The sequence below is a fragment of the Streptomyces sp. SID486 genome (assembly GCF_009865385.1).
Classification (GTDB): Bacteria; Actinomycetota; Actinomycetes; order Streptomycetales; family Streptomycetaceae; genus Streptomyces.
Window position 1 is genome coordinate 12,116 of the sequence record NZ_WWJT01000070.1, and the last position, 13,260, is coordinate 25,375.

Annotated in this window: 12 protein-coding genes; 2 read left to right on the forward strand and 10 right to left on the reverse strand. The window is 70.0% G+C overall.

Going from position 1 to position 13,260, the window contains the following annotated elements; translation table 11 throughout:
• Positions 1-136 precede the first annotated feature (136 nt).
• Positions 137-625: a hypothetical protein gene (locus GT045_RS03310; protein WP_161333242.1), complete on the reverse strand. Its 489-nt coding sequence runs from the start codon at positions 623-625 to the stop codon at positions 137-139.
• A 54-nt stretch (positions 626-679) separates the two neighbouring features.
• Between GT045_RS03310 and GT045_RS03315 the strand changes: the two genes are divergently transcribed.
• Together GT045_RS03315 and GT045_RS03320 are read left to right on the forward strand one after the other, a co-directional pair.
• Entirely contained in the window at positions 680-1,024 is a 345-nt protein-coding gene (locus GT045_RS03315) for a hypothetical protein (protein ID WP_161333243.1), read from the forward strand.
• 87 nt (positions 1,025-1,111) lie between these two features.
• Positions 1,112-1,801 carry a hypothetical protein gene (locus GT045_RS03320; protein WP_161333244.1) on the forward strand — a complete coding sequence of 230 codons (690 nt, stop codon included), beginning with the start codon at positions 1,112-1,114 and terminating at the stop codon, positions 1,799-1,801.
• Between the two features lie 288 nt (positions 1,802-2,089).
• Here the strand turns inward: GT045_RS03320 and GT045_RS03325 are convergent, their stop codons facing one another.
• The 9 genes from GT045_RS03325 to GT045_RS03365 form a co-directional block, all read right to left on the reverse strand.
• A complete protein-coding gene (locus tag GT045_RS03325; protein ID WP_161333245.1) occupies positions 2,090-4,051 on the reverse strand; it encodes a TIGR03960 family B12-binding radical SAM protein in 1,962 nt (653 codons plus the stop codon).
• A gap of 70 nt (positions 4,052-4,121) precedes the next feature.
• Positions 4,122-5,621, reverse strand: coding sequence for a CYTH and CHAD domain-containing protein (locus GT045_RS03330; RefSeq protein ID WP_161333246.1), 1,500 nt, complete (start codon positions 5,619-5,621; stop codon positions 4,122-4,124).
• A 148-nt stretch (positions 5,622-5,769) separates the two neighbouring features.
• Entirely contained in the window at positions 5,770-6,966 is a 1,197-nt protein-coding gene (gene rodA / locus GT045_RS03335; protein WP_161297606.1) for a rod shape-determining protein RodA, read from the reverse strand.
• Entirely contained in the window at positions 6,963-9,221 is a 2,259-nt protein-coding gene (mrdA, locus tag GT045_RS03340; protein ID WP_161333247.1) for a penicillin-binding protein 2, read from the reverse strand. The genes rodA and mrdA overlap by 4 nt, the downstream gene beginning before the upstream one ends.
• A gap of 146 nt (positions 9,222-9,367) precedes the next feature.
• Entirely contained in the window at positions 9,368-10,048 is a 681-nt protein-coding gene (gene mreD / locus GT045_RS03345; RefSeq protein ID WP_161297608.1) for a rod shape-determining protein MreD, read from the reverse strand.
• 12 nt (positions 10,049-10,060) lie between these two features.
• Positions 10,061-10,999, reverse strand: coding sequence for a rod shape-determining protein MreC (gene mreC, locus GT045_RS03350; protein ID WP_161333248.1), 939 nt, complete (start codon positions 10,997-10,999; stop codon positions 10,061-10,063).
• A gap of 166 nt (positions 11,000-11,165) precedes the next feature.
• Positions 11,166-12,185: a rod shape-determining protein gene (locus GT045_RS03355; RefSeq protein WP_014672705.1), complete on the reverse strand. Its 1,020-nt coding sequence runs from the start codon at positions 12,183-12,185 to the stop codon at positions 11,166-11,168.
• Positions 12,186-12,415: 230 nt separating this feature from the next.
• Complete coding sequence (ndk, locus tag GT045_RS03360; RefSeq protein ID WP_161297610.1) at positions 12,416-12,829, reverse strand: nucleoside-diphosphate kinase; 414 nt, start codon at positions 12,827-12,829, stop codon at positions 12,416-12,418.
• Positions 12,830-12,895: 66 nt separating this feature from the next.
• A complete protein-coding gene (locus GT045_RS03365) occupies positions 12,896-13,258 on the reverse strand; it encodes a DUF4233 domain-containing protein (RefSeq protein WP_161297611.1) in 363 nt (120 codons plus the stop codon).
• Between the last annotated feature and the right edge of the window lie 2 nt (positions 13,259-13,260).

Below are 13,260 nucleotides of genomic sequence, written 5' to 3' on the forward strand. Positions count from 1 at the left end.
CCCGGGGAGTTCACGGCATCCGGTGCGGTGCAACCGCAAGGCGGAGCATCACCCGCGCAACCGGATGTACCCGGGTGATGCGACAACGCGGCGGAGGCGCCGTGCCGGACGTCGCGAGCCGGTGAGCTTCCGGCGGCTAGTCGTCCTCGAAACGCCAGAGGACCAGGACGTTCTCGTCCGACACCCCGACCAGGCAGATGTCGATCGTGGTGCCCGCGAGGACGTTGGCGTGAAATGACGGAGCCAAGAACTCACCCTCTTCGCCGTCTTCCGCGTGCCCGTGGTTGGTGAAGAAACGTGCACCGTTCCCCACGGCCCCGAGGAGCTCCCGCAGGCAGGCGTCGCGTTCCTCATCCGGTGCGCGAAGGGACGCGCAAGGACCGTACAGAAGGGATCCGACCGAGATCAGTGCGGCCAACTGCGCGGCCTGGCCGGGTGAGACCTCCAGGATGCCGCCCCGCAACTCCTGGCGATCGACCTGCCGAAGTACGGGATTCCCCTGGATCGCTTTCATCACCGTGTCGTGCCAGTCCGCACCGCCACGGGCCACGAGCGCGGCGAAGGACCGACGCTCGTCGAAACGCCCCCGTGCGCATGCCGGCAGACCCACCTTCCCCTGCGTCACAGATCCTCCCCTTCGCGAGCGAGACGGTGGGGCAGCGTTACTGCCCCGGCGACGATGTCCAGAGCACTCTCGAACTTCTACTTCACCAAGGAACTCGACGAGAACCGGTTCTACGCAGTGGGTGGCGCCAACAGCGACGTGACCGGTGTGGTCACGGCGGTACTCGACGGCCGCGGCAACCCGAAGATCGGCGTCGACTATCAGACGAACGTCTGGGACCGGTACAACTGGGACGAAGGCAAGGGGGTCACCATCGGCCCGCTGGACATCCCGGACGGACAGCTGGCGAAGCTGCACCGGACCGGACTCGCCCGGAGTTCGACATGGGGGCAGCAGTGGTGTCAAGCAATTCGATCTCGCCTCCTCGCAGCCCGACGACGACCCGCTGCCGGGTCCTGACGAAAGCAGGGACGGACGCATGGACCCCGGCCGGGAGCAGCAGCAGGGCCGCACGGCCGGCAGGGAGACGGGCAGGACGGCGGTCCGGTGAACGACTTCTCCCCCTACCGGACCCCCGAGGGCCCCGTCGGGGACGGCGGCAGCAGCCGTGGTCGCCGACGAGGGTGGCTCGTGGCTGCCGCCCTGACCACCGCCGCGGTGACCGTGGCCGGCGCCGCTGTCGTCGCGGGACCGCTGCTCAGCGGCGGCGGTGACCGGGCGGCGGACAGGGGGCCGGACACACGGTGGGCCGAGGGGATCACACCCGAGTGGATGAGCGACCACATGGGTCTCGACGTCCCGGCCACGGCCCGGTCCGCCCAGGCCGCCTACAAGGTCACGTCCCGCTTCGACACCGGCCTCCTCACCTTCACCCTGACGAGGTCCGAGGCCGAGTCCTACCTCGCAGAGCACCCTCCGTCCGGCAAGTGGCTGACGCCGGCGGCGGCACAGCCCGACACACCTGCGTCGGATTTCGCCCACCTCGGGCTGCCGGAACCGGAGACGTTCAAGGACGGCATGCGGTACGGCGACGTCTGCCCCGGCACCGACGACGAGCCCGCCGGCACTCCGGGCGCACTCGCCACCGATCCGTACGACACCTCGGACGACAACTGCACCAGCCTGTACGCGTACGAGTACGCCTCGAACCGCACCCGCATCTATCTCCGCGCGCACTTCGAACCAGGTGTCAGCCCCCTCCCGAGGACCTCTTCCGCATCGCCACCGGCACACTGAGCGCCCATGCCGGTCGCGGGGCTGACAGCGAGTTCTCAGGCACGCCCCTCCACCGCGTCGGACGGATGGCCGGACGCGGTACCGGTTCGTGTCGCCGCCTACGCGCTGCCGAGATCACCGTCGATGGAGCAGGTCACGCCGACGCCGACGAGCAGCGCCAGGGTGGTGACCGACGCGGCGCTGGCGGACGAAGGCCGGAGGCGCCGACCGCGGCCGGCGCAACCGCCAACTCGTCCTCACTCGCCCCCGCCGGCGCCTCCGTCACCCGACCGAGTGCCCCGGCCCACCTCAGTGCGTGTGACCGCTCGAAGCCGGCGTCGGACCCGCGTTCTTGACCGTCAGGGGCAGCAACTTCTTGCCGGTCGGGCCGATCTGGATCTGGGTGTCCATCTGGGGGCAGACCCCGCAGTCGAAGCACGGGGTCCAGCGGCAGTCCTCGACCTCCGTCTCGTCGAGGGCGTCCTGCCAGTCCTCCCAGAGCCAGTCCTTGTCCAGGCCGGAGTCGAGGTGGTCCCAGGGCAGGACCTCCTCGTAGGTGCGCTCGCGGGTGGTGTACCAGTCGACGTCCACGCCGAAGGGGGCGAGGGCCTTGTCGGCGCACGCCATCCAGCGGTCGTAGGAGAAGTGCTCGCGCCAGCCGTCGAAGCGGCCGCCGTCCTCGTAGACCGCGCGGATGACCGCGCCGACGCGGCGGTCGCCGCGGGAGAGGAGGCCCTCCACGATGCCCGGCTTGCCGTCGTGGTAGCGGAAGCCGATCGCCCGGCCGTACTTCTTGTCGCCGCGGATCTTGTCGCGGAGCTTCTCCAGGCGCGCGTCCGTCTCCTCTGCGGAGAGCTGGGGCGCCCACTGGAAGGGGGTGTGGGGCTTGGGGACGAAGCCGCCGATCGAGACCGTGCAGCGGATGTCGCCCGAGCCGGAGACCTCGCGGCCCTTCTGGATGACGTGGGTCGCCATGTCGGCGATCTGGAGGACGTCCTCGTCGGTCTCCGTCGGCAGGCCGCACATGAAGTACAGCTTCACCTGGCGCCAGCCGTTGCCGTAGGCCGTCGCGACCGTACGGATCAGGTCCTCTTCCGAGACCATCTTGTTGATGACCTTGCGCATGCGCTCCGAGCCGCCCTCGGGCGCGAAGGTCAGACCCGAGCGGCGGCCGTTGCGGGTCAGCTCGTTGGCCAGGTCGACGTTGAAGGCGTCGACGCGGGTGGAGGGCAGCGACAGGCCGATCTTGTCGTCGGTGTAGCGGTCGGCCAGGCCCTTGGCGATGTCACCGATCTCGCTGTGGTCGGCGGAGGAGAGCGACAGCAGGCCGACCTCCTCGAAGCCGGTCGCCTTCAGGCCCTTGTCGACCATCTCGCCGATGCCCGTGATGGACCGCTCGCGCACCGGGCGGGTGATCATGCCGGCCTGGCAGAAGCGGCAGCCGCGGGTGCAGCCGCGGAAGATCTCGACCGACATGCGCTCGTGCACGGTCTCGGCGAGCGGTACCAGGGGCTGCTTCGGGTACGGCCACTCGTCCAGGTCCATCACCGTGTGCTTGGAGACGCGCCACGGGACGCCGGAACGGTTGGGGACGACGCGCGCGATCCGGCCGTCGGGCAGGTACTCGACGTCGTAGAACGCCGGGATGTACACCTCGCCCGTGCGCGCCAGCCGGAAGAGGACCTCCTCGCGGCCGCCGGGGCGGCCCTCGGCCTTCCACTCGCGGATGATCCGCGTCATGTCCAGGACGGCCTGCTCGCCGTCGCCGATGATCGCCGCGTCGATGAAGTCCGCGACCGGCTCGGGGTTGAAGGCAGCGTGGCCGCCGGCCAGGACGATCGGGTCGTCGACCGTGCGGTCCTTGGACTCCAGCGGGATGCCCGCCAGGTCCAGGGCGGTGAGCATGTTCGTGTAGCCCAGCTCGGTGGAGAAGCTGAGGCCGAACACGTCGAAGGCCCTGACCGGGCGGTGGCTGTCGACCGTGAACTGCGGGACACCGTGCTCGCGCATCAGTGCCTCCAGGTCAGGCCAGACGCTGTAGGTGCGTTCGGCGAGGACGCCTTCCTGCTCGTTGAGGACCTCGTAGAGGATCATGACGCCCTGGTTGGGCAGACCGACCTCGTACGCGTCCGGGTACATGAGCGCCCAGCGGACCTCGCAGCCGTCCCACTCCTTGACGGTGGAGTTCAGCTCGCCGCCCACGTACTGGATCGGCTTCTGCACATGCGGAAGCAGGGCTTCGAGCTGCGGGAACACCGACTCGACAGACATCGGGGGAACCTTTGTGAGCTGACAGGGGTGACCATCTAGCCTAACCCGCCCGGAGACCTCCCCCGTACGCTCAGACGGCCGCCTGGCTCCTGGCCTCCTTCCACAGCCCCGGCAGCCGTGCCTCCACCTGCGCCGCCCGCGCCTCCTCCCTGGCGTGCAGCGCCCCGTAGGTGAACCCGTTCTCCCCCGCCGCGTGCGCCACCGCGGACAGCTCGCGCAGGGTGCGGCGGGCCATGACGCTGTCCTGGTGCTCGCCGAGCAGTTTGGTCAGGGACTTCATGGACTTGGCCAGGGAACGGGCGGTGCCGCCGAGGGCGGGGACGGCGGCCTCGGCCGCGTACCGGGTGCGCTTGCCCTTCTTGCGGGCCTCGTGGAGGGCGACGTCGCGTTCCTCGCCGGGCGGCAGCTCCATGGCCTCGGTGACCAGGCGGGACACCTTGGCGAGGTCCTTGCGTACGGCCTTGGCGAGGACCTTCTCAGGCTTCCCGGCGGCCTTCTTCCGCAGCGGCGGGTCGGCGAGGAGGGCGTCCAGGGTGTCGAGCAGGGCCAGGTAGCGGGCCGAGTCCAGGATCGCGAGGAGATGGCCGCGGGCACTGCCGTGCCGGGCGCTCGCCCAGGTGGTGAACCGTTTGCTCACGGGCCCGTGGACCAGGGCGGGCGGGAGATCGCCGAGTGCGGTGGTCAGCCGCTCGGCCAGGACCTCCTGGTCGCGGTCGAGGCCCAGTTCGCCCGCAAGCCACTTCAGCTCGACGGCGATCGCGTCGGTGACGGCGGGGTCGAGGACCTTGCCGAAGGTGCGCAGGGTGCTGCGCAGGCGGCGGGTGGCCACGCGCATCTGGTGGACGGCGTCCGGGACGTCCCGGCGGACCCCCGGGTCGTGTTCGAGGATCTTCTCGCGCTGCTCGCGCACGTAGGCGAGGACGTGGTCGCCGGCGGTCACCGGCTTCGCCCGCCGCCCGGATCCGTGCCGGGTGCCGCCGGTCTGCTCCAGCGCCCGGGCCAGCTTCGACGCCGACTTCGAGGGCCGCACGCCCGCCTTGCGCAGACGCTTGTCCACCCGGTCGAGGAGAGCCGGGTCGGCCTCGTCCGCCAGTTCCACCTCGATCTCCGTCCACTGGGCGCTGCCGCCCTTGCCGATGAGCCGGTCGGCGGTCACGGTGTCGACGCTCGCCTCGGCGAGCACGGCTCCGTCGGCGTCGACGAGGTGGCGTACGTCGCGGGCGGAGCGGAGCCGGACGACGGGGACCAGTTCGGCGCCGCGGACCCGGGAGCGGACCAGTGCGGCGATCTCGGCCGGGACCGTGTCGGAGAGCGGGCACCGGATCTCGTCGCGGACTCCGGGGGCGACCGGGAACTTCAGGTGCCACCCGGCGTCGCTGCCGCCGGTGCGGCGGCGCAGGGTGAGGGACGCGGCGGTCAGGCGCTGGTCGGCGGTGTCGTAGTAGGTGGCGTCGAGTTCGACCAGGCCCATGTCGATCACGTCCGTCACCCCGCCGACGCCGGTCAGGTCGGGCAGCCCACTGTCATCGGATTCGTACTTGCGCTCGATCTCGCGTTTCGTGTCCGCCATGCCCCGAATCTAGTGCGACATGAGTCCGTACGGCAGGGTGCGCCACCACTTCCGGCCTGCCCGGCGATCCGGCCGGGCCCTCAGGGACGGTGTCCGGGGGTGGCCCCGGCCGCCCTCGCGTGGAGGGCCGGCCGGAGCTTCGCGAGACCTATGCCGACATCGGCCGCTGCACCTTGATCGACTGCAGGAGGCCGACGGCGACCCACACGGCGAACATGGAGGAGCCGCCGTACGACACGAAGGGCAGGGGCAGGCCGGTGACCGGCATGATGCCGAGGGTCATGCCGATGTTCTCGAAGGACTGGAAGGCGAACCAGGCGACGATGCCGGCGGCCACGATCGTCCCGTACAGCTCGGTCGAGTCGCGTGCTATCCGGCAGGCCCGCCACAGCAGGACCCCGAGCAGGAAGATGATCAGGCCCGCGCCGAGGAAGCCCAGCTCCTCGCCCGCGACGGTGAACACGAAGTCCGTCTGCTGCTCGGGCACGAACTGGCCGGTGGTCTGCGAGCCGTGGAACAGTCCGGCGCCGGTGAGGCCGCCGGAGCCGATGGCGATACGGGCCTGGTTGGTGTTGTAGCCGACGCCCGCCGGATCGAGGTCGGGGTTGGCGAAGGCCGCGAACCGGTTGATCTGGTACTCGTCCAGGATGTGCAGCTGCCAGATGGCGATGCAGCCGATCACACCGGTGAGGAGCAGGCCGAAGACCCAGCGGTTGGAGGACCCGGAGGCGAGCAGCACGCCCAGGATGATCGCCACCATGGCGAGCACCGAGCCGAGGTCGGGCATGAGCAGCAGGATCAGGATGGGCACGGCGGCCAGGCACAGCGACTGGAACACGGTCCGGTGGTCGGGGTAGGGCTTGTCGCCCGCGTCGACCCGCGCGGCCAGCAGCATGGACATGCCGAGGATGATCGAGACCTTGAGGAACTCGGCGGGCTGGAGCGAGAAGCCGCCGATGACGAGCCAGTTGCGCTGGCCGTTGATCGTCGCGCCCAGCGGGGTGAGGACGACCAGGGCGAGGAGCACGGACAGGCCGTAGAGGATCGGCACGGCGTTGCGCAGGGCCCGGTGGCCGAGCCAGACCGTGGCGATCATCAGGGCGATGCCGATACCGAGGTTCATCAGGTGCCGGACCAGGAAGAAGTACGGGTCGCCCTGGTTCAGCTCGGTACGGTTGCGGGTCGCCGAGTACACCAGCAGCGAGCCCATCAGGGACAGCGCGGTGGCCGCGAGCAGTATCGGCCAGTCCAGCCGGCGGGTGAGCGAGTCCCGGGCGAAGAGCCTGGTCCAGCCGGCCCGCTCGGGGCCGTACCCGGAGACGGAGAAGCTGTTCGTGCCGGTCATGCGGGCATCCTCCGCCTTCCGCGCGGGCGCTGCCCGCGGCGCCTGCGGGTGTCGCGGTTGCCCGTGCCGGGCGAGGGCGTGGTGCCCGCGGGCTGCTGGTCGTCGCCGTTGGTGGGGTTGTCCTTCTGGGCGGCCTCGGCGTCCTTCCCCGGGTCGCCGGTGACCTTGGGGGCGGCGATGGTGCCGTCGGTGCGGACCTTGGGCAGCGTCTTCTGCGGCTCGGGCAGCATCGCCTTCTTGTCGTCGATGGAGCCGTCGCCCTGGACGCCGTAGAGCGCGCTGTAGATGTTGCGCACGGCCTCACCGGAGGCACCGGAACCCGTACCGGCCTGGGCGATCGTCATGATCACCGTGTAGTCCTTGGAGTAGGTGGCCAGCCAGGAGGTGGTCTGCTTGCCGTAGACCTCGGCCGTACCGGTCTTGGCGTGCAGCGGGATCTTGTCCTGGGGCCAGCCGCCGAACTTCCAGGCGGCGGTACCGCGGGTGATGACGCCCGCGAAGGCGTCGTCCATGCCCTTGAGGGTGGCCTGGCTGACCGGCAGCCTGCCGCGCTTCTTCGGCTTGATCGGCGTGACGGTCCTGCCGTCCGGGCTGATGATCGCCTTGCCGATGGTGGGCTGGTACATCGTGCCGCCGTTGGCGACGGCGCCGTAGATCACCGCCTCCTGGATCGGGGTGACGAGGGTGTCACCCTGGCCGATGGAGTAGTTGATCGAGTCGCCCTCGCGCATCTTGTTGCCTTCGAGGCAGTTCTCGTAGGCGATCTTCTCGACGTACGAGCCGTCCTTCTTGCCGGTCCTGCACCAGGCGTCCTTGTTGGCCTTCCAGTAGTCCAGCTTCCACTGGCGGTCGGGGACCCGGCCGGTGACCTCGTTGGGCAGGTCGAGGCCGGTCTCCTTGCCGAGGCCGAACTGGTGGGCGGCCTTGTAGAAGTAGTCCTTCGGCTGGCCCTTCTTGGGGTTGATGCCGCCGTCCCGCTTCCACTCCTTGTCGGCGAGGCCGTAGAAGACGGTGTCGCAGGAGACCTCGAGGGCGCGGCCGAGGGAGATGGGGCCGAAGTTCTCGCCCTCGAAGTTCTTGAAGACCTGGCTGCCCACCGAGTAGGAGCTGGTGCAGGGGTAGCGGCCGTCGAAGGGGTAGCCGGCCTCGACCGCGGCGGCCGTGGAGACCACCTTGAACGTCGAGCCGGGCGCCGCCTGACCCTGTATGGCCCGGTTCAGCAGCGGATAGTCGGAGTTCTTGCCGGTGAGGGCCGTGTAGTCCTTGGCGGAGATGCCGCCGACCCAGACGTTCGGGTCGTACGTCGGCGCGGAGGCCATCGCGACGACCCGGCCGGTCTTGGCCTCCATCACGACGACGGCACCGGAGTCGGCCTTGTAGTTCGTGCCGGTGATCTTGTCGTACTGCTGGCGGGCGACCTTCATCGCCTTGTTCAGTTCGTACTCCGCGACCCGCTGGACGCGGGAGTCGATGCTGGTGACCAGGTTCGAACCGGGCTCGGCCGCGTCCGACTTGGCCTTGCCGATGACCCGGCCGAGGTTGTCGACCTCGTAGCGGGTGACGCCGGCCTTGCCGCGCAGCATCCTGTCGTACGTCCGCTCCAGGCCGGAGCGGCCGACCATGTCCGAGCGCAGGTACGGCGAGTCGGTGTCCTTGGCCTGCTGGATCTCGTCGTCGGTGACGGGCGAGAGGTAGCCGAGGACCTGCGCGGTGTTGGACTTGCCGGGGCCGGGGTAGCGGCGGACGGCCTCGGGCTCGGCGGTGATGCCGGGGAAGTCCTCGGACCGCTCACGGATCTGCAGGGCCTGCTTGGCCGTGGCCTCGTCGGTGATGGGGATCGGCTGGTAGGGCGAGCCGTTCCAGCAGGGCTGGGGGGTCTCGGCGTCGCAGAGCCGGACCTTCTGCTCGACCTCCGTGGGGCTCATGCCGAGGACACCGGCGAGCTTGGCGAGGACGGCCTTGCCGTCGTCCTTCTGCTTCAGCAGGTCGGTGCGGGAGGCGGAGACCACCAGGCGGGTCTCGTTGTCCGCGAGGGGCACGCCGCGGGCGTCCAGGATGTCGCCGCGCACGGCGGGGTCGACCACCTGCTGGACGTGGTTGCCGGAGGCCTCCCGCTGGTACTCGGCGCCCTCGCGGATCTGGAGGTACCAGAGCCGGCCGCCGAGCGTGCCGAGGAGGGAGAGTACGAGAATCTGGATCACGACGAGCCGGATCTGGACCCGTGGGGTCCGACCGGTCTCGGGGATGTTGGTCACTGCGGCTGCCTCCCCCTCTCAGTGCACGGACGTCTGCGCGCGAAGCACGTGTGTGCGAACCTGCCGCACGCGTACGAATGATGAACGACCAGCCTGTGAGCCCGCGTTCCGCCCCTGCCGACCCGTTCGGGTGAACTCCCCGGCCCTCACAGCCGCTTGACCCCCTTGATGCGGCCCGCCCCCCGGGCGGAGCGGGAGCGGGCCTTGGTCTTCAGGGCGCCGAGGCCGCCGCGCTGGCCGCCGATGCGCAGGCCGGTGCCGGAGGAGAGCCAGCCGGAGGAGATGTCACCGGCCTTGGCCGCGGGCCCGGTCTCGGTGAGCGGGTCGTTGTCGGCGCGGCGCGCCAGCCACATGACGCCGGGCACCACGAACGGGGCGAGCAGCAGGTCGTACAGGGCTGCCGAGATCAGCAGGCTGGTCAGGCCGACGTGCCGGGCGGCGGTGTCGCCGACCAGGGCGCCCACGCCGGCGTACAGCAGGGTGGAGCCGACGGCGGCGGCGACCACGACCGCCATGGGGCCCGTCGCCGACTTCAGCCGGCCGTTCTCCGGCCGGATGAGCCCGGCGAAGTAGCCGGTGACGCACAGGACGAGGGCGTAGCGCCCGGCCGCGTGGTCGGCGGGCGGGGCCAGGTCGGCGAGCAGGCCGGCGCCGAAACCGACGAGGGCGCCGCCGACATGGCCGTACACCATGGCCAGGCCGAGGACGGTGAGCAGCAGCAGGTCGGGCACCGCGCCCGGCAGGTGCAGCCGGGCCAGGACGCTGACCTGGATCACCAGGGCCACGACGACCAGCGCACTGGAGAGCAGGATCCGGTTGACACGCATGGGATTCAGCTCCTACTGCTGCTCGTCGGTGCCGGAGGCGCCGGCCGAGGGGGTGACCGTGACGGTCACCGTCGGCGTGGGGACCGGCTTGGGCTTGGTCGGGAGCACGGTGTCCCTCGGGTCCTTCTCCGGGGCCCGCACGACCACGCCGACGACGTCGAGCTTGGTGAAGCTGACGTACGGGGTGACGTAGAGGGTGCGGGTGAGGCCGCCGCCGGAGGGGTCGACGCGGGAGACCACGCCGACCGGCACGCCGGGCACGAACGGCCGGTCGGCCTGGGAGCCGAAGGTGACGAGCCGGTCGCCCTTCTTCACCTCCGCCTTGCCGTTGAGCAGCTCGACCCGCAGCGGGCGGTCGCCCTGTCCGGAGGCGAAGCCGAGTTCGTCGTCGCCCTCCATGCGGGTGCCGACGGTGAAGTCGGGGTCGTTGGCGAGCAGCACGGTGGCGGTGCCGGGGCCGACGGTGGTGACGCGGCCGACGAGGCCGTCGCCGTTGAGCACGGTCATGTCCCGCTTGATGCCGTCGTCGGCGCCGGCGTCGATGGTGATGGTCCAGGAGAAGCCCTGGGCCGACCCTATGGCGATGACCTGGGCGCCCTTGATGCCGTACTGCCCCTTGCCGGCCACCTTCAGCAGCTTGTCGAGCTGCGCCAGGCGGCTGCGGTTGCGGTCGTCGCTGCCGAGCTTGGCCTTGAGGGCCGCGTTCTCCTTCTCCAGCGCGGCGAGCCGGTCGTGCCGGCTGCCCGAGTCGCGGATCGCGGAGACGGCGTTGCCGACCGGGTCGACCGCGGAGCTCAGCCCGTCCTCGACCGGGCCGAACGCCGCTGCCGCGGCGTGCCGGGCACCGTCGACCGGGGAGTTCCGGCCTCCGCGGATGTCCACCGTGATCAGCGCGAACGCGATGGCGATCAGCAGGACCAGGAGCAGCCGGCTCTCTTTCGTGTCCCTCACGTGCGGCGGCCGTGCCCTTCCTCTAAGTAGGAATTCGGGGGTCCCTGGAGAACGCGGAATGGTGCGGCGCACACCAAGAGGCCCATTCGGGGGAGCTTATGCCTCTATATCAACGATCCGCCGCACGAGAGGAGAACGTCTCGTACGGCGGAATCGAAGAGTTACGTCATCTGCGCGGCTGGGCGTCCAGCACCTGCTGCAACGCCTCGAACTCCTCGACGCATTTACCGGAGCCGAGCGCGACGCTGTCCAGCGGGTCCTCGGCGATGTGGATCGGCATGCCGGTCTCCCGCCGCAGCCGCTCGTCGAGGCCGCGCAGCAGGGCTCCGCCGCCGGTCAGAACGATTCCGCGGTCCATGATGTCGCCGGACAGCTCCGGCGGGCACTTGTCGAGGGTGGTCTTCACCGCGTCCACGATCGCGTTGACCGGCTCCTCGATCGCCTTGCGGACCTCGGCCGCCGAGATGACGACGGTCTTCGGCAGCCCGGACACCAGGTCCCGGCCGCGGACCTCGGTGTGCTCGTCGGTGTCGAGGTCGTACGCCGAACCGATCGTGATCTTGATCTGTTCGGCCGTGCGCTCGCCCAGCAGAAGGCTGTACTCCTTCTTGATGTACTGGATGATCGCGTTGTCCAGTTCGTCGCCGGCGACGCGGATGGACTGGGCGGTGACGATGCCGCCGAGGGAGATGACCGCGACCTCCGTGGTGCCGCCGCCGATGTCCACCACCATGTTGCCCGTGGCCTCGTGGACCGGCAGGCCGGAGCCGATGGCCGCGGCCATGGGCTCCTCGATGATGTGCACCTGGCGGGCGCCGGCCTGGGAGGACGCCTCGATGACCGCGCGGCGCTCGACGCCCGTGATACCCGAGGGCACACAGACGACGACCCGCGGCCGGGCCAGGTACCGCCGCTTGTGGATCTTCAGGATGAAGTAGCGGAGCATCCGCTCGGTGATCTCGAAGTCGGCGATCACGCCGTCCTTCAGCGGGCGGACGGCCACGATGTTGCCCGGCGTCCGGCCGATCATCTTCTTCGCTTCGGCGCCGACCGCGAGGATCCCACCCGTGTTGGTGTTGATCGCCACGACGGACGGCTCGTTCAGGACGATTCCGCGACCCCTGACGTACACCAGCGTGTTGGCGGTCCCGAGGTCGACAGCCATGTCACGGCCGATGAACGACATTGAGTTCCCCATCCGGATTCATCTGGCTTTCCTGAGTATGTGAGGGCATATCAGGTCGGCGAGGCGGGTGCTGTGACGTGAAGGCTTCCATCGTAAACGCGCCTGCACGAACACTGCGCGAGGGTCTCCGCCATTGTCACCAGATGGCGTGCCGCCCCGCTTGTGGAGACGGGCGTTCGGGGACGCTCGTTCCCTCGATCGCCGGTACTCGTGCCGGAGATGTCCGGACCCTACGCGCGGCCCGGGAAGAAGATCTTCACCTCGCGCTCGGCGGACTCCTCGGAGTCGGAGGCGTGGATCAGGTTCTCGCGCACGATCACACCGTAGTCGCCGCGGATCGAACCCGGCGCGGCGGCGATCGGGTCGGTCGGGCCGGCCAGCTGGCGCACGCCCTCGATGACCCGCTCGCCCTCCACGATCAGCGCGACGACGGGACCCGAGGACATGAACTCGACCAGCGGCTCGTAGAACGGCTTGCCGACGTGCTCGGCGTAGTGCTGCTCCAGCGTGGCCCGCTCCAGGGTGCGCAGCTCCAGCGCGGTGACCTGCCAGCCCGCCTTGCGCTCGATGCGGCTGATGATCTCGCCGGTCAGGCCACGACGGACGGCGTCGGGCTTGAGAAGGACGAGGGTGCGCTGGCTCACGGGAGGCTCCTTACGCGACGTGCGGGGTGCGGTGGCACGAGGTTACAGGGCGTGTCGGGGCACCTGTCACGCAGCGTCAGGCGTGGAGGTGGACGACTGGGCCCGGGCCGCGAATCTCGCCTTCGCCTCGTCCACCTTCCTCCCGAAGTGCACCGATGCCCACCACAGGGCGGCGAACACCGCGCCCATGAAATACATGGTCGGGACGAAGACCCCGGAGGCGATCAGGGCGAGCTGCAGGGCCCAGCCGAGGGCCACCCCGCCGGGGCGGGTGACCATGCCGCACAGCAGCACGCACAACAGCATGGCGATACCGCTGACCAGCCACACCGTCGAGGTGGACAGGTCCGGGTCCTTCATGGCGACGAGGCCGGCGAAGCCGATGACGAAGAACTCGCCGATCAGGGTCGATGCACAGAGCGTACGCATGT

What these genes read in the sequence shown, in the direction of transcription:
- mreD (WP_161297608.1), bottom strand. Translation starts at nt 10,048, where the DNA reads ATGCGTGTCAACCGGATCCTGCTCTCCAGTGCGCTGGTCGTCGTGGCC.
- GT045_RS03315 (WP_161333243.1), top strand. Translation starts at nt 680, where the DNA reads ATGTCCAGAGCACTCTCGAACTTCTACTTCACCAAGGAACTCGACGAG.
- GT045_RS03365 (WP_161297611.1), bottom strand. Translation starts at nt 13,258, where the DNA reads ATGCGTACGCTCTGTGCATCGACCCTGATCGGCGAGTTCTTCGTCATC.
- rodA (WP_161297606.1), bottom strand. Translation starts at nt 6,966, where the DNA reads ATGACCGGCACGAACAGCTTCTCCGTCTCCGGGTACGGCCCCGAGCGG.
- GT045_RS03355 (WP_014672705.1), bottom strand. Translation starts at nt 12,185, where the DNA reads ATGTCGTTCATCGGCCGTGACATGGCTGTCGACCTCGGGACCGCCAAC.
- GT045_RS03330 (WP_161333246.1), bottom strand. Translation starts at nt 5,621, where the DNA reads ATGGCGGACACGAAACGCGAGATCGAGCGCAAGTACGAATCCGATGAC.
- GT045_RS03325 (WP_161333245.1), bottom strand. Translation starts at nt 4,051, where the DNA reads ATGTCTGTCGAGTCGGTGTTCCCGCAGCTCGAAGCCCTGCTTCCGCAT.